This is a genomic window from Campylobacter sp. CFSAN093229 (assembly GCF_011068225.1).
GTDB classification, from domain to species: domain Bacteria; phylum Campylobacterota; class Campylobacteria; order Campylobacterales; family Campylobacteraceae; genus Campylobacter_D; species Campylobacter_D jejuni.
In genome coordinates, this window is sequence record NZ_JAAMXB010000008.1 from 125,751 (window position 1) to 140,945 (window position 15,195).

The 15,195-nt window shown below is 32.5% G+C and carries 17 protein-coding genes and 4 tRNA genes; 8 read left to right on the top strand and 13 right to left on the bottom strand.

What is annotated here, in order from left to right; all coding sequences use genetic code 11:
• Position 1: 1 nt before the first annotated feature.
• From rplB to rsmA, 8 genes are all read right to left on the bottom strand, one after another.
• Entirely contained in the window at positions 2-832 is an 831-nt protein-coding gene (rplB, locus tag FBE93_RS05210; protein WP_002825501.1) for a 50S ribosomal protein L2, read from the bottom strand.
• A 1-nt stretch (position 833) separates the two neighbouring features.
• Complete coding sequence (locus FBE93_RS05215; RefSeq protein ID WP_002856384.1) at positions 834-1,115, bottom strand: 50S ribosomal protein L23; 282 nt, start codon at positions 1,113-1,115, stop codon at positions 834-836.
• A gap of 2 nt (positions 1,116-1,117) precedes the next feature.
• The gene (gene rplD / locus FBE93_RS05220; RefSeq protein ID WP_002932152.1) at positions 1,118-1,732 is read right to left on the bottom strand and encodes a 50S ribosomal protein L4; all 615 of its coding nucleotides are present in this window, start codon (positions 1,730-1,732) and stop codon (positions 1,118-1,120) included.
• Entirely contained in the window at positions 1,729-2,304 is a 576-nt protein-coding gene (rplC, locus tag FBE93_RS05225; protein ID WP_002932154.1) for a 50S ribosomal protein L3, read from the bottom strand. Before rplC ends, rplD begins: the two co-directional genes overlap by 4 nt.
• 9 nt (positions 2,305-2,313) lie before the next feature.
• Positions 2,314-2,625 (bottom strand): 30S ribosomal protein S10, encoded by a 312-nt coding sequence (gene rpsJ, locus FBE93_RS05230; protein WP_002779353.1) that lies wholly within the window; start codon positions 2,623-2,625, stop codon positions 2,314-2,316.
• A gap of 197 nt (positions 2,626-2,822) precedes the next feature.
• Positions 2,823-3,584, bottom strand: coding sequence for a pseudouridine synthase (locus tag FBE93_RS05235; protein WP_002932155.1), 762 nt, complete (start codon positions 3,582-3,584; stop codon positions 2,823-2,825).
• Positions 3,585-3,619: 35 nt separating this feature from the next.
• Entirely contained in the window at positions 3,620-5,614 is a 1,995-nt protein-coding gene (locus FBE93_RS05240; protein WP_072225820.1) for a ribonuclease J, read from the bottom strand.
• Positions 5,583-6,383 carry a 16S rRNA (adenine(1518)-N(6)/adenine(1519)-N(6))-dimethyltransferase RsmA gene (gene rsmA, locus FBE93_RS05245; RefSeq protein WP_165434238.1) on the bottom strand — a complete coding sequence of 267 codons (801 nt, stop codon included), beginning with the start codon at positions 6,381-6,383 and terminating at the stop codon, positions 5,583-5,585. Before rsmA ends, FBE93_RS05240 begins: the two co-directional genes overlap by 32 nt.
• A gap of 80 nt (positions 6,384-6,463) precedes the next feature.
• Between rsmA and FBE93_RS05250 the strand changes: the two genes are divergently transcribed.
• Genes FBE93_RS05250 through FBE93_RS05260 form a run of 3 tightly spaced genes read left to right on the top strand, consistent with a single transcriptional unit; the run spans position 6,464 to position 8,188 of the window.
• The gene (locus FBE93_RS05250) at positions 6,464-7,000 is read left to right on the top strand and encodes a hypothetical protein (RefSeq protein WP_002932158.1); all 537 of its coding nucleotides are present in this window, start codon (positions 6,464-6,466) and stop codon (positions 6,998-7,000) included.
• Between the two features lie 22 nt (positions 7,001-7,022).
• Positions 7,023-8,093, top strand: a complete 1,071-nt coding sequence (rlmN, locus tag FBE93_RS05255) for a 23S rRNA (adenine(2503)-C(2))-methyltransferase RlmN (protein WP_165434239.1) — start codon at positions 7,023-7,025, stop codon at positions 8,091-8,093.
• A complete protein-coding gene (locus FBE93_RS05260) occupies positions 8,090-8,188 on the top strand; it encodes a hypothetical protein (protein WP_002860136.1) in 99 nt (32 codons plus the stop codon). Before rlmN ends, FBE93_RS05260 begins: the two co-directional genes overlap by 4 nt.
• A gap of 13 nt (positions 8,189-8,201) precedes the next feature.
• Here FBE93_RS05260 and FBE93_RS05265 read toward each other — a convergent pair.
• Positions 8,202-8,278, bottom strand: a tRNA-Met gene (locus tag FBE93_RS05265).
• Between the two features lie 135 nt (positions 8,279-8,413).
• Between FBE93_RS05265 and FBE93_RS05270 the strand changes: the two genes are divergently transcribed.
• The 5 genes from FBE93_RS05270 (at position 8,414) to FBE93_RS05290 (ending at position 10,423) form a co-directional block, all read left to right on the top strand.
• Positions 8,414-8,501: transfer RNA gene (locus FBE93_RS05270), tRNA-Ser, on the top strand.
• A gap of 113 nt (positions 8,502-8,614) precedes the next feature.
• On the top strand, positions 8,615-9,571 hold the full coding sequence (locus FBE93_RS05275; protein WP_002932162.1) for a glycosyl transferase family 90: 957 nt from the start codon (positions 8,615-8,617) through the stop codon (positions 9,569-9,571).
• Positions 9,572-9,710: 139 nt separating this feature from the next.
• A tRNA-Ala gene (locus FBE93_RS05280) sits at positions 9,711-9,786 on the top strand.
• Positions 9,787-9,789: 3 nt separating this feature from the next.
• Positions 9,790-9,865, top strand: a tRNA-Val gene (locus tag FBE93_RS05285).
• Between the two features lie 27 nt (positions 9,866-9,892).
• On the top strand, positions 9,893-10,423 hold the full coding sequence (locus FBE93_RS05290; RefSeq protein WP_002870451.1) for a GNAT family N-acetyltransferase: 531 nt from the start codon (positions 9,893-9,895) through the stop codon (positions 10,421-10,423).
• Here FBE93_RS05290 and leuD read toward each other — a convergent pair.
• Genes leuD through leuA form a run of 4 tightly spaced genes read right to left on the bottom strand, consistent with a single transcriptional unit; the run spans position 10,403 to position 15,014 of the window.
• Complete coding sequence (gene leuD, locus FBE93_RS05295; RefSeq protein ID WP_002932165.1) at positions 10,403-11,005, bottom strand: 3-isopropylmalate dehydratase small subunit; 603 nt, start codon at positions 11,003-11,005, stop codon at positions 10,403-10,405. The two genes, FBE93_RS05290 and leuD, sit on opposite strands and share 21 nt — an antisense overlap.
• A gap of 1 nt (position 11,006) precedes the next feature.
• A complete protein-coding gene (gene leuC, locus FBE93_RS05300) occupies positions 11,007-12,419 on the bottom strand; it encodes a 3-isopropylmalate dehydratase large subunit (RefSeq protein WP_072225819.1) in 1,413 nt (470 codons plus the stop codon).
• Positions 12,406-13,482 (bottom strand): 3-isopropylmalate dehydrogenase, encoded by a 1,077-nt coding sequence (gene leuB / locus FBE93_RS05305; RefSeq protein WP_002860139.1) that lies wholly within the window; start codon positions 13,480-13,482, stop codon positions 12,406-12,408. The genes leuC and leuB overlap by 14 nt, the downstream gene beginning before the upstream one ends.
• On the bottom strand, positions 13,479-15,014 hold the full coding sequence (leuA, locus tag FBE93_RS05310; protein WP_165434240.1) for a 2-isopropylmalate synthase: 1,536 nt from the start codon (positions 15,012-15,014) through the stop codon (positions 13,479-13,481). Before leuA ends, leuB begins: the two co-directional genes overlap by 4 nt.
• Between the last annotated feature and the right edge of the window lie 181 nt (positions 15,015-15,195).

Below are 15,195 nucleotides of genomic sequence, written 5' to 3' on the forward strand. Positions count from 1 at the left end.
CTTACTTTCCTTTTCTTCTTGAAATTATTAGCTTATCGCTAGCTTTTTTACGACGAGTTTTCGCACCTTTAGTTGGTTTACCCCATGGAGTTACTGGATGACGGCCTGAATTTTTCTTACCTTCACCCCCACCGTGCGGGTGATCTACTGGGTTCATAGCAGAACCACGAGTTTGTGGACGGATACCTCTATGGCGATTTCTACCTGCTTTACCGATAGTTACGTTAGCCCATTCTTCATTTCCAACTTCGCCGATACTTGCCATACATTCAGCTAAAACTTGTCTCATTTCGCCACTTGCAAGTCTTAAAATAACATATTTTTCTTCTTTACCCATAAGTTGTGCATAAGCACCCGCAGAACGGATCATTTGACCGCCTTTACCTGGTTTTAACTCAACATTATGAACAATAGTACCCACAGGAATGTTTTTAAGTTTCATTGCATTACCTGGTTTAATATCAAGTCCGCTTTCAGCAGCTGCAACGATATCTCCAACGCTTAATCCACGTGGTTGAAGAATATATCTTTTTTCCCCATCTTTATAAGCAATCAAAGCAATTCTACAATTTCTATATGGATCATACTCGATCGCTTCTACTTTGCCTTCTATACCGAATTTACGACGTTTAAAATCAATAATTCTGTAAAGTTTTTTAGCACCCGCTTCTTTATGACGACTTGTAATTCTTCCATAGCTGTTACGACCCGCGTGTGCTGGAAGTTTAACAAGTAGTGAGCGTACACTTGGTTTAGCTGTAATATCTTCAGAACTTAAACCTGTGATATATCTTCTACTTGGAGTATATGGTTTATAAGTTTTAATTGCCATCTTAAGCCTCCGTATTTTCTAAGCTAACACCTTCAGGCAGCTTAACATAGAATTTTTTGTAATCGTTTCTTTGACCTAAACGACCTCTAAAACGCTTAACTTTTCCATCCATTCTTAATGAATTGATGCTTTTTGGAGTTACACCAAAATACTCTTTTAAAACCGCTTTTAAGCCTGTTTTAGTCATCTTTGGTGAAGTTTGAATAACTACGACACCTTGCTCTTGCAAATTCAAACTTTTTTCTGTGTAAAGTATAGTCTTTATATCAGTAATATCTGCCATAATTATCCCTCTTTTATAATAGATTCTAACGCTGATTTTTCTATGATAACAGCATTAAATACAGATACTAAATAAGCATTTACTTCAGTTACATCAACTACATAGCAATTTGCTAAATTTCTGTAAGCTAAAAGTGTTTTTTCATCTAGTAAATCTTTAACGATTAAAGCATCTTTGACGCCAAGTTTTTTAATCACAGCGTTTGCATCTTTTGTTTTACCACTTTCAATAGTCAAAGAATCAGCAGTAAATAACGCACCTTTAGCTGCTTTATCTGCTAAAGCTCTTTCAAGCGCCAATCTTTTTTGTTTTTTATTTACTTTTTGGAAGTAGTTTCTTTCATTTGTTGGACCAAAAGCAACCGCACCGCCTACCCAAACGTTAGTTCTTGTTGAACCCGCTCTAGCACCGCCACGACCTTTTTGTCTCCAAGGTTTTTTACCACCACCACTTACATCACTTCTACCTTTAGTATGAGCTGTATTTGCTCTTAAACTTGCAAGGTAAGATTTTACATATAAGTAAAGATTGTGTGGATTTACTTCCGCATATTTTGAAGGTAAATCAAGTTCACCTGCTTTTTCTAATTTATCATTTAAAACAACTACTTTACTCATTTTGCAATCCTTATTTTACCCATAGCACCATTATAACCTGGTACTGCACCCTTAACTACTAAAATTTTGTTTTCAGCATCATAAGATACAACTTCGTTTTTAACGGTTACTTTAGTATTTCCATAATGTCCTGCCATTTTCATACCTGGTTGAACACGACCTGGCCATTCTCTATTACCAATAGATCCGTGGCGTCTATGAAATCTCGAACCATGACTTGCTGGACCCCCTGCGAAGTTATGTCTTTTCATAACACCGCTATAACCTCTACCTTTAGTGTTAAAGCTTACTTTTAAAATTTTTGCTTCATTTAATGGAGTTTCATCTAAATCTCCTGCTTCACTATTTGCTACTTCTAAAGTCGCAAATCTATTGTATTCTGCAGAAAGATTATACTTTTTTTGTTGTCCTGCGACACATTTATTACTTGCTTTACCTTTTGGATATGCTACTAAAGCCTTTCCGCCTTCAACTTCACATACTTTTGCATTTACAACTCTTAGTAAAGTTACAGCGATACTTGGATTAGTAATTGTTCTGCTCATTCCAATTTTTTCTACAATATATTCCATATCTTATCCTTACTTACCCATAGCTCTTACTTCAACGCTTACTTCTGGCGCTAAATCAAGCTTAGTTAAAGAATCAACTGTATCTGGAGTCGCTGCTACTATATCTAGCATACGCGCGTGAATTCTTATTTCAAACTGCTCACGAGAATCTTTGTTAATGTGTGGAGATTTTAAAACTGTATAGCGTTTGATTTTAGTAGGCATTGGTATCGGACCTCTGATATCCGCACCTGTTCTTTTAACAGCTTCTACGATTGCTGCAACTGTTCTGTCTAGTACTCGATGGTCATAAGCTTTTAGCTTAAGCCTAATTCTTTCCATAATATTTCCTTTAAAAAGAACTCGTTAGTTAAAAACTAACCAATTTATAAAAATTGAAATTAGAGTATATAAAATCTTGTTTTCAAAGTCAAGGAATTTGATGAAATTTTTCTATTATTTTCCTTTTAAAAAGGATAAAAATATAATTTTTAGAATTTAAAAATTATCATTATTTTTTAAATTTTTGTATATAATGGTCAATATCTTATTTCATTAAATTTCAAAAAATCTCTCAATTTTTCATATTCGCCATTTTCCAAATAGCGATGTTTTCCCGCCTTCAACATACCAAGATCTAAAGCCCCAAAAGCAACACGCTTAAGATCCATGACTTCAAGATCAAAATGTCCAAAAAAGCGTCTAAGCTCTCTATTTTTACCTTCATTTATAACCACTCTAAGCTTAGTATAGCCTCCACTTGATCCAAAAATTTCAAAGTCTATAAAAGGAGCAAAACTCATAGAGGTAATTTTAGTTTTTGCATGTGCGCCTTTTTTTTCATTTTTAATCTCAAGTCCATTTTGCATGGCTTCGATGACTTGTTTGCTCACCGTGCCTTTAACTTTAAGGTAGTATTCTCTTTCTAAATCGCTATGCATTAAAGCATCGGCAATCACAGGAGAATCTGTAAGCAAAAGTAAGCCCTCGCTTGCATAATCCAGCCTACCTACGCTAAGCCAGGTACTAAATTGTCTTGGCAAGGTATCATATATAGTTTTTCTTCCACGATCATCTTTTTTACTAACAATTTCACCTTTTTGTTTATGGTAGATTATTACGCTAAATTGCGTTCTTTTTTGCACTCTTTTACCTTTAACAAAAACTTTATCATCAAATTTAACCTCATTACTTAAAAGGGCAATTTTGTTGTTTATTTTTACTAAGCCTTGTTTGATAAGTTCATCAGCTTCACGGCGTGAATAACGAGTGTTATGGGATATAAATTTATTAATTCTCATTTGATCTTCCTTAAAAAGGGCGTTTTTGCCCTTTTTTACATTACAAAAATAGTTGGAACTATGGTTGGGTATTTTTTAATCTTTCTAAAGATGTGTTTTCTTAAAACTTGGCGGATTTGATTTTCTAAAAATCTTGGATCATTGAGTACTTCATCTTTAACATTGATGAAAAATTGTCCTAAAACTTCAGCCATATCTTTGCTAAAAGCATGATCGTGTTTGTCAGCTACTAGCCCATAGCTAAATACTCTTGGCTTGTTGATCAGTGTTTTTGTAGCTTTGTCAATTTGTGCGATAATAACTACTATACCACTATCTGCAAGTTTTTGGCGATCTATAACTACATCATCGGCGATTTGTTTGTTGATTTGATTATCTACAAAAACTTTACCTGTTTTTACGGTTTTTATGCGTTTGACATATTTTTGGCAAAGTTCTACTTGATCGCCATCACTCATAAGATAAATATTTCTTTCAGGGATACCGCACTTCATTGCTGTTTCTTTGTGTTTGGTGATATGGTTGTATTCCCCATGAACCGGTAAGAAAAATTTAGGTTTAGTAAGAGTTAGCATAAGTTTTTGCTCTTCTATACTAGCGTGTCCGCTTACATGAATTTCGCTAAATTCTTGATACGCTACTTTAGCTCCTGCTTTTAAAAGATAATCAAGCACAGCAGAAACACTTGCTTCATTTCCTGGTATAGCTTTAGCTGAAATGATCACTTGATCTGTAGGTTTGATTTTTATAAATTTATGCTCATCTGTTGCCATTCTATAAAGCGCACTCATGGTTTCGCCTTGACTTCCTGTGGTTACGATAAGCACTTCATTGTCTTTGTATTTGCTTACCTCATCAGCATCGATGAAAATTTTTCTATCAAGTTTGATATAGCCTAATTCCATAGTGGTATAAAGATTTCTTTCCATAGAACGGCCGATAACACAAACTTTTCTGCCGTATTTTAAACCATAAGTGATAGCTTGATAAACACGGTGGATATTAGAGCTAAAAGTACTCATGATCACCCTACCCTTAGTACGCGCAAAAATTTGATCAAAAGTTGGCCCTACAGAGCTTTCACTTTTTGTATAACCTTCTTTATAAGAATTTGTACTATCACTTAAAAGACATAAAACTCCTTCTTCTCCATAATACGCTAAACGTCCTAAGTCTGTTGGATAGCCATCAATTGGAGTTTGATCGATTTTAAAATCACCCGTATGGATAATCGTTCCTGCTTTTGTTTTGATCGCAAGTGCTGAAGCATCAATGATAGAATGCGTGATGTGGATCCACTCTATATCAAATTCGCCTATTTCATAAACTTTGCGTTTTTCTACAGGACGAAACCATTTGCGTTCTGCTTTTAAGCCATGTTCTTCAAATTTGTTTGAAATCATTCCTAAAGCTAAAGGTGTAGCGTAGATAGGAAATTGAAATTCTTTAAAGAAATAAGGCACCGCACCGATATGATCTTCGTGTGCATGAGTGATCACTATACCACGAATTTTATCTTTAATTTTTCTTACATAGTCAAAATCAGGGATGATAATATCTACCCCATGCATAGTTCCATCAGGAAAACTCATACCTATATCTACTATAATTGCATCTTTATTGGTTTCAAAAACACTGATATTTCCACCAATTTCTCCTAAGCCCCCTAAAGGAGTGATGCGGATTTTATGTTCGCTAGAATTATTATATTTTAAAGGGTGCAAGCGGTTTTCATGTGAAACACGGTTGGCTTCTATACATTCTGCAAGAGCGATTTGCCAATCTTCGTTGCCTGTGAGTTTTGAAGGAAGATTACGATTTTTCTTCTTTTTTTTCTCAGTTTTATTTTCTGAGTTTTCAGAATTTTCCTTGTTGGAATTTTGATCGATTTTTGGAGTATCATTTTCATTTTGCAAAGAATCAGCTAATTTTTTTCTGCGATTTTTATATTTATAGCGTTTATTGTTTTTTGAATTTGAGTTCGGATTTTGTTCGTTTTTATTTATCTCTTTGTTTTCGTCCATATTCATCCTTTAATTTGTCATAAATTTTAAGGTATGAATCAACGCAAATTTCATGTGGTCTGATGTTTTCTTTTAAGCCAAGAGTGCTTAAAACTTCTAAAACTTTTGCTTTATATGTTTTTAAATTTCCTAAGAGTTGTTTTCTAGGAGCTTTAAAACAGTCTTTTAGAAAATTTTTGAAATTTTCTATTTCGCAAAGTTCATCAAAATCCTTAGTTTTAATCAAACTCATCACCGCTGACATAACTTTTGGCGGCGGATTAAAACATTGTGGATCAACATCAAAAAGCATTTTTCTTTCGCAAATCATTGCACTTAAAACACCTAAGGAAGAAAACTCACTATTTCCTTTTTTAGCACAGAATTTTTCAGCCATTTCTCTTTGTACCATTACAATAAGCCCTAGACAATTTTTATCTTCTAAAGCTTTTAATATAATGTGACTTGCAACATAATAAGGCAAATTTGCAACCAAAAAATATGGTTTTTCATCAAGACTAGGATTAAAAGCTTCACTTGCGTCTTGATGGATTAAGTTAAATTTTCCACATTCAAGTTCTTTTTGAAATTTCTTTTTTAAAATAGGTATGAGATCATTATCGATTTCATAAGCTTTTACTTGAGAAATTTTTAAAAGTTCTTGCGTTAAATCACCTAAGCCAGGCCCAATCTCAATGATATTGTTTATCTCTTTGGGTATGGCTTGGATGATTTTTGCTAATACGCTTTTATCGATTAAAAAATTTTGTCCGTATTGTTTTTTTGCTTTAACCATAAGAAATAATTTTATCTAAAAATTCTTAATTAAGTCTTTTTAGGTAGAATTATTTTTTGTAAAATTTCATAAGGATCAAAATGATTGTTTGTGCGGGTGGAAATGAAAATTTTTCTTTTGCAAAAGCTATAGGTATAGGTTTGGTTGAATCAGCTTTTCATTTGGGTCAACTTTGCTTAAAAGAAAAACCATCAAAACTCATATTTATAGGAACTTGTGGGCTTTATGATAAGGGTAAAATTTTAGAAATTTACAAAAGTTCACATGCTTTTAATGTAGAATTTTCTAAAATTTCACATGCTTTTTATACTCCTGTAAAATATGAAATTTGTTTAGAAAAAGAAAATGTTTCTCGTGAAACAATCAAGATCAATTCTTCAAATTATATTTGTAAAAATTCAAAAGCAGCAAAAGAATTTTCGAAATTAGGTTTTTTTGCAGAAAATATGGAAGCCTTTTCTGTTTTGAGCGTAGCTAAAAATTTAAATATTGATGCAGAGTGTATTTTGTGTGCAACAAATTTTTGCAATGAAAACGCTCACGAAGATTTTATAAAAAATCATCAAAAAGCAAAAGAAAAATTAGAAGAATACTTAAAAAAATATCATTATATTTAAAAATTCAAAAAGGAAAATAATTTTGAAAGAGCTTGTTAATATTTTAGATTTTTTACTTGAAGAATTAGGAGAAAAAATCAAACCGATGTTTCGTGTGAAACAAATTTATCAATGGATTTATCAAAAATACGCCAATAATTTTTCCGATATGTCAAGTTTACCAAAAGATCTACGTTTAGAACTTGCGCAAAATTTTCATTTCTCTCCTGTAAAATGTGTTAAAAATGAGCAAAGTAAAGATGGAAGTATAAAATATCTTTTTGAACTCATCGATGGTTTAAGGGTAGAAAGTGTGCTTTTGCCTATGAAAGAAGAAAAAATAGACGCGGAAGGCAAAAGAATTTCTCATGCGAGATATACTATCTGTGTTTCTTCTCAAGTGGGTTGTAAAAGTGGATGTAGTTTTTGTCTTACTGCCAAGGGTGGCTTGAAAAGAAATTTAAGTGCAGGGGAGATAGTTGGACAAATTTTATGGATCAAAAAACAAAACAATATCCCTTATGAACGCCGTGTAAATATAGTATATATGGGTATGGGAGAGCCTTTGGATAATCTTAAAAATGTTTCTAAAGCGGTAAAAATTTTAGCGCAAAATGAGGGGCTTGCCATAAGTCCTCGCCGTCAAACCATCAGCACTAGCGGTTTGGCAAAACAAATCAAAGAATTAGGTCAAATGAATTTAGGTGTTTTACTTGCTATATCATTACACGCGGTTAATGATGAGCTTCGAACCGAACTTATGCCTATCAATAAAGCTTACAATATCGCTGCGATTATGGATGCGGTGCGTGAATTTCCTATAGATCAAAGAAAAAGGGTAATGTTTGAATATCTTTTAATTGATGGTATCAATGATAAGCTTGAACACGCTAAAGAATTAGTCAAGCTTTTAAATGGCATTAAAGCCAAAGTGAATTTAATACTTTTTAATCCACATGAAGGAAGTTTATATAAACGCCCTAGTTTAGAAAATGCGATTAAATTTCAAGATTTACTCAGTAGTAAAGGTGTAACTTGCACTATAAGAGAAAGTAAAGGGCTTGATATCTCAGCTGCTTGTGGACAGCTTAAAGAAAGGGCAAAAGAACAATGACAATGTTAGATATTTTCGAAATCATTTTTATAACAACTGTTGTGATTATAGGTTTTGGTGGAATTGTTTTTGTAGTAACAAAAGAAAAAAAATAATTATTACATTTAATGGTGTCAAGGGGGAGACTTGAACTCCCGACCTCCGGCTTATGAGACCAGCGCTCTAACCAGCTGAGCTACCCTGACTAAAAATAAAAATATAATTATACTACTTTTTACTAAAAATTTTCTGATTTTTTTAAAAAATAATTTTATTTTCAATATTTAAAAAATTTCTTTATTTTTAAAGCTTTTATAGATATAATGAACGCTTTATTTCATAGACAGGTGTCCGAGCGGTTGAAGGAGCACGCCTGGAACGCGTGTAAAGTGCAAGCTTTCGAGGGTTCGAATCCCTTCCTGTCTGCCATTCTTATTTTTAATATTTAAAATATTATTGTTTTGTCAAAAGTTATTTTATTGTTTATAAATTCTTAAATTTTTGATAAAATATTAAAAATTTTATTTATTAGGTTTTTTATAATGCTACAATCAAGACTTTTAATGAATTTAAAAGGAATAGGAATATCTTTTATACCAAGATATTTTTTTCAAATAAATTTAGATAAAATTTTTAATGATATTTTAAAATACAATATTAAAGACTTAGAAGAAATACAAACTCGAGTTAAATATTATAATCAAATAGATGAATTTTTTACACCTACAGCAAAGGAAAAAATAGGAAAATTTCCTTTTAAGAGCACCTCTTATGCTTTTGATGCTTATGAAATCAGTAAATACTTTAAAGATGAATTTTTATGGAATAAAGAATTTGGCGATGTAAGACATACTTTTAAAGAAGCAACTATTTGCAAATCGAGATCTTTGGAAAATAATATAAATAATATTTTATTAAAACTTGATAAAAATAGGCACTTTTGCTTTTTAAAAGATAACATAAACTATGAAAATAAAAAGGATATGGCAATATTTAGAGGAGCAGTATATCAAAAACATAGAAAAGAATTTTTTGATTCTTATTTTGGTAGAACTTTTTGCGATATAGGAGATACTTCAAAACAACCTAGCCAATGGAAAAAAAACTTTTTAAACAAAAAAGAACAAATGAAATATAAATTTATAATTTCTTTAGAGGGTAACGATGTAGCAAGCAACTTAAAATGGGCTATGAATTCTAATTCTTTAGTTTTAGCTCCAAAAATAACTTGCGAAACTTGGTTTATGGAAGGAACTTTAAAACCAAATTATCACTTTGCTTTGATTGATAATGAGAATTTGTCAGCAGTAATTGAATATTTTAAAAGTCGCCCAAAAGATGCATTGGAAATTATTAATAATGCTCATCAATATATTAAGAAATTTTTAGATAAGAAAAAAGAATTCCATATAGGAATTTTGGTTTTGACCAAATATTTTTATTATTCTAGACAACTTGAACTTAACAAAAAAAGAGATATTTTAGAATTAATCAAATAGTAAAATTACTCTCATTAATTCTCTAATTTTTCATAAAAAATAAATCTTTTTATACATATATTACATCATAAATTAAAAATTTGATTTTAGTTTTCAGCCAAAAACAAGTAATATTGCGATAAAATCTCAGACTTATAAAGGGGCATTAGCTCAGCTGGGAGAGCACAACGCTGGCAGCGTTGGGGTCAGCGGTTCGAACCCGCTATGCTCCACCATATGGTTCCGTAGCTCAGCTGGTAGAGCACTACCTTGACATGGTAGTGGCCGTTGGTTCAAGTCCAATCGGAGCCACCATCACCCTTCCTTATACAAAGGATTATCATGCAAAACACTATCATACAAAAAGCCGTCCATAAAGATTTAAATTCTATACTTGAAATCACAAAAGATGCTTTAAATGCTATGAAAGCTATGAATTTTCACCAATGGGATGAGAATTATCCCAATGAAATAGTTTTTCAAGAAGATATACAAGCACAAGAACTTTATGTGTTTAAAGAAAATGATGAAATTTTAGGCTTTATCTGTATCAATGAAAAATTTGAACCTGAATTTTACAAACAAGTTATTTTTAACAAAAATTATGATGATAAAGCCTTTTATCTACACCGTTTAGCCGTCAAACAAAATGCAAAAGGCAAAGGCGTAGCACAAAAACTTTTAAATTTTTGCGAAAATTTTGCCTTGGAAAATCACAAGGCAAGTTTAAGAGCAGATACTCATAGTAAAAATTTTCCTATGAATTCGCTTTTTAAAAAGCTTGATTTTAATTTTTGTGGAAACTTTGACATACCTAATTACCAAGATCCTTTTTTAGCTTATGAAAAAATTCTAAACCAAAAAGCTTTTTGAGTTTTTTTCATAGGCTTTGATTTGTGCTCCATGTTTTAAAGTCAAAGCTATATTATCAAGTCCTTCCAAAAGACAAATTCTGTGAAAATCATCTAAATCAAAAGAAAAAATCCTATCTTTAAAAAATACTCTTTTTTCCAACAAAGAAATTTCTATATTTTTATCTTGGGATTTTTTTAACTCATCAACTATTTCCAAAACCTCATCTTTAGCAAGTTCTACGGTAAGCAAACCATTTCCTAAGGCATTGTTTTTAAAAATATCCGCAAAAGAAGGTGCGATAATAACTCTAATACCATAATCAACCAAAGCCCAAGGCGCATGCTCTCTTGAAGAGCCACTACCAAAATTTTCAAAACTTACCAAAATAGAGCTATTTTGATATTCTTCTTTGTTAAGATTAAAATCCATATTTAAAACACTTTCTTTATCATCTAAATAACGCAAATCATGGAACAAATGCTTGCCAAAACCTTGCTTAGACACTGCAAGTAAAAATTGCTTAGGTATAATTTGATCTGTGTCTATATTGGCATATTCTAAAGGACAAGCTATACCTTTATGTATAATAAATTTTTGCATATTAAACTCCTAAATACTTTCTATTATCACAAATAACACCTTCTATGGCACAAGCTGCTGCACTTGCAGGACTCATCAAATGAGTGATAGAACCTTTACCTTGTCTGCCTACAAAGTTACGATTTGAAGTTGAAGCAACTCTTTGACCTGAATTTGCCTTGTCATCATTCATACCAAGACACATAGAACACCCTGCATATCTCCACTCACACCCTGCCTCGATAAAAATCTTATCAAGTCCTAAATTTTCAGCTTCTTTTCTTACTTGCATTGAACCAGGCACGATTAAAGCTTTAACATTTTTATGAATTTTGCGCCCTTTTAAGATATCAGCGGCTATTTTAAGATCTTCTAAACGCCCATTTGTGCAAGATCCTATAAATACAATGTCGATTTTTACCCCTTCTATAACTTGATCTTGCTCTAAATTTACATAAGATAAAGCATCAAGCAAAGATTTTTGCTCACTTTGATTTTTAAAATCACTTATTTTTGGAATTTTTTCATCTATACCAATCACTTGCGAAGGATTTGTTCCATAGCTAATTTGTGGTTGTATCTTGCTTACATCTAGAGTAATACTCTCATCATATTTTACTCCTTCATCACTTCTTAAACTCTTCCAATACTCACAATACTTTTGAAATTCTTCTCCTTTAGGTGCAAATTCCTTTCCCTTAATATACTCAAAAGTGATCTCATCAGGAGCTATCATACCTACTTTAGCTCCAAATTCTATAGCCATATTACAAAGAGTCATTCTAGCTTCCATACTTAAATTTCTTATAAGTTCTCCGCAAAATTCTATAGCATAGCCTGTGCCTTTTGCCGTGCCGTATTGTGCGATCAAATACAAAATCAAATCCTTAGCATAAACGCCTTTTTGAAACTGCCCTTTACATTCGATTTTCATAGTTTTAAGTTTGGCTTGTTTTAAAGTTTGCGTTGCCATGACATGCTCTACTTCACTCGTGCCTATACCAAAGGCTAAAGCTCCAAAAGCCCCATGTGTTGCCGTATGAGAATCCCCACAAACTAAAGTAACCCCAGGTAAAGTAAAGCCAAGCTCAGGACCTACTATATGAACTATGCCTTGATTTTTATCTGCAAGTCCTAAAAGCCTTACTCCAAATTCCTTAGTATTTTGCATCAAAGTTGTAATTTGCTCTTTTGCCATATCAGAACAAGCATTTAAATCCACACTTTTAGTTGAAACATCATGATCTATAGTAGCCAAAGTTAAATCCGCTCTTGCCATTCTACGCTTAGCCATTTTAAGCCCTGAAAATGCTTGAGGGCTTGTTACTTCATGGATTAAATGTCTATCGATATAAAGTATAGGAAGTTCGTTTTTGCCTTCATAAACCACATGAGCATCAAAGACTTTCTCATATAAAGTTTTAGCCATTGTTATTCTCCTTTAAAATTTCTAAAATACAATCCCCCATTTCATCGGTATTTAAATACGACTTAGCATTTAAATCCTTAGTCATTTTTCCTTGTGCTAATGCTAAAGATATAGCATTTTCTATATCCTGTGCGGCTTGTTCTTCTTTGAAACTATACTTTAACATCAAAGCCGCACTTAAAATTTGAGCTATGGGATTGGCTATATTTAAATGAGCTATATCAGGCGCACTTCCACCTGCTGGCTCATAAAGTCCAAAACCTTTATCATTTAAACTTGCTGAACTTAACAAACCCAAAGATCCATTAATGGCAGCTAACTCATCACTCAAAATATCACCGAAAAGATTTGAACAAAGCATAACATCAAAAATGCTAGGATTTTTTACAATCTGCATCGCAGCATTATCCACATACATGTACTCTAAGTTTATATCTTGATAATCTTTTGCAACATTTGCCACCACTTCTCGCCACAAAATAGAACTTGCTAAAACATTCGCCTTGTCGATTAAATGGACTTTTTTCTTTCTTATTCTTGCACTTTCAAAAGCGATATGAGCTATCCTTTCTATCTCTTTTTTAGTGTAAATTTCAGTATCATACGCACTTTCTTTACCTAAATCTTGCTTACCAAAATAAATCCCACCTGTAAGTTCTCTAACACATAAAATATCCACTCCTTTTTGGATAATCTCATTTTTTAAAGGTGAAGCATGAGTTAAACTTTCATAAATTTTACAAGGACGTAAATTTGCAAACAAATTAAAATGCTTTCTTAAAGGCAAAAGCGAGGCTCTTTCAGGTCTTTGATCTATTGGCAAATTATCCCACTTAGGCCCACCCACAGAACCAAATAAAATCGCATCACTTTGCTCACAAAGCTTTAAAGTTTCATCACTTAAAGCCACTCCATAAGCATCTATACTTGCACCACCTATTTTAGCTTCATTAAATTCAAAACTAAAATTGTATTTTTGCGCGATAAAAGTTAAAATTTTTAAAGCCTCTTTCATCACCAAAGGCCCTATGCCATCTCCTGCTAAAACAGCTACTTTATAAGTTTTCATGCCATTTTCCTTTCTTCTACTTTTAAAGAGCGATAAATCGCATTGTAAGCACTCACAAAAGCTTGTGCTGAAGCTTCTATAACATCTGTTGAAAGTCCTTTTCCATGGAATTTTCTCCCTTTAAATTCCAAATCCACATCCACTTGTCCTTGAGCATCTACTCCTGAACTTTTTGCATTGATACTATAAGCTTTTAACACAGGCTTTAAATTCGTTATCCTAGCAATGCAGTTAAAAACTGCTTCAACAGGACCATTTCCTGTGCAAGCTTCAGTTTTTAGCTCTTCTTTGATACGCATACAAACACAAGCGGTTGGGATATTGCCACTAATCACGCTTAATTTTTCAAGTATAAATTCATTTTCTTCTTCATTCTCATAGCTTAAAAACATCAACGCTTCCAAATCATAATCATACACTTGACCCTTTTTATCCGCAAGGCGTAAAAAACGCTCATAAACATCATCTAAATTATAAGTATTTTCATCATAGCCTAAATTTTCAAGGCAAGTTTTTATCATAGCCCTTCCACTTCTTGCTGTCATTAACATACGATTGTCATGAATTCCTATGACACTAGGGCTTATGATCTCGTAAGTTTGCCTATTTTTAAGCACTCCATCTTGATGAATGCCTGAACTATGAGAAAACGCATTGTTGCCCACTATAGCTTTATGCGAAGGTATGCTTTCATTAGTGATAGCTGAAACTAATTTTGAAGTTTTAGAGATATTTTCACATTTAATATCAGTATAAAAACCTTTTAAATAATCTTTTCTAGTTTTTATCGCCATAACCACTTCTTCTAAAGCACAATTACCCGCCCTTTCGCCAAGTCCATTTATAGTACACTCTATCTGTCTTGCACCTTGTAAAATAGCACTTAAGCTATTGCCCGTTGCCATACCTAAGTCATTGTGACAATGCACAGAAATGATAGCTTTGTCTATATTTGGCACTTTGTTAAATAAAATTTTGATGATATTAGCAAATTCACTTGGCAAGGTATAGCCCACAGTATCTGGGATATTTATAGTTTTAGCGCCTGCTTTTATCGCATTTTCCACCATAAAACAAAGATTATCTATAGGAGTTCTTCCTGCATCTTCGCATGAGAATTCTATATCATCAGTATAAGATCTTGCTCTTATAATCGCTCTTTTTGCCATAGACAAAATTTCATCAAAATCTTTTTTTAATTTATCTTGTATATGCAAAGTCGAAGTGGCTATAAAAGTATGAATTCTAAAATGCTTTGCCACTTTTAAAGCTTCATAAGCCATATCTATATCTTTATCCAATGCCCTAGAAAGTGCACAAACGGTTGAGTTTTTAACCTTAGAAGCGATCTTTTGCACCGCTTTAAAATCCCCTTGTGAAGATACCGGAAAACCTGCTTCTATAACATCTACACCTAAATTTTCAAGCGCTAAAGCGATTTGTAATTTTTGATTGATACCCAAAGAACTGCCTAAAGCTTGTTCTCCATCACGCAAAGTGGTATCAAAGATTATGATTTTATTATCTTTCATGATTTAATCCTTTAAAACCAAACAGACTAAATGAATTAAAAAATTCAAAAACTTAACAACAATGATAAAAAAATTAAAAATGTAAAAAATGATTAAAAATAAAATTGAGTTTTAGAGCGAGAGTTGCAGTAGCAGATTAAAAGTATTGTCTTTACTTTTTTGTTGGATTGAATTTGAAATT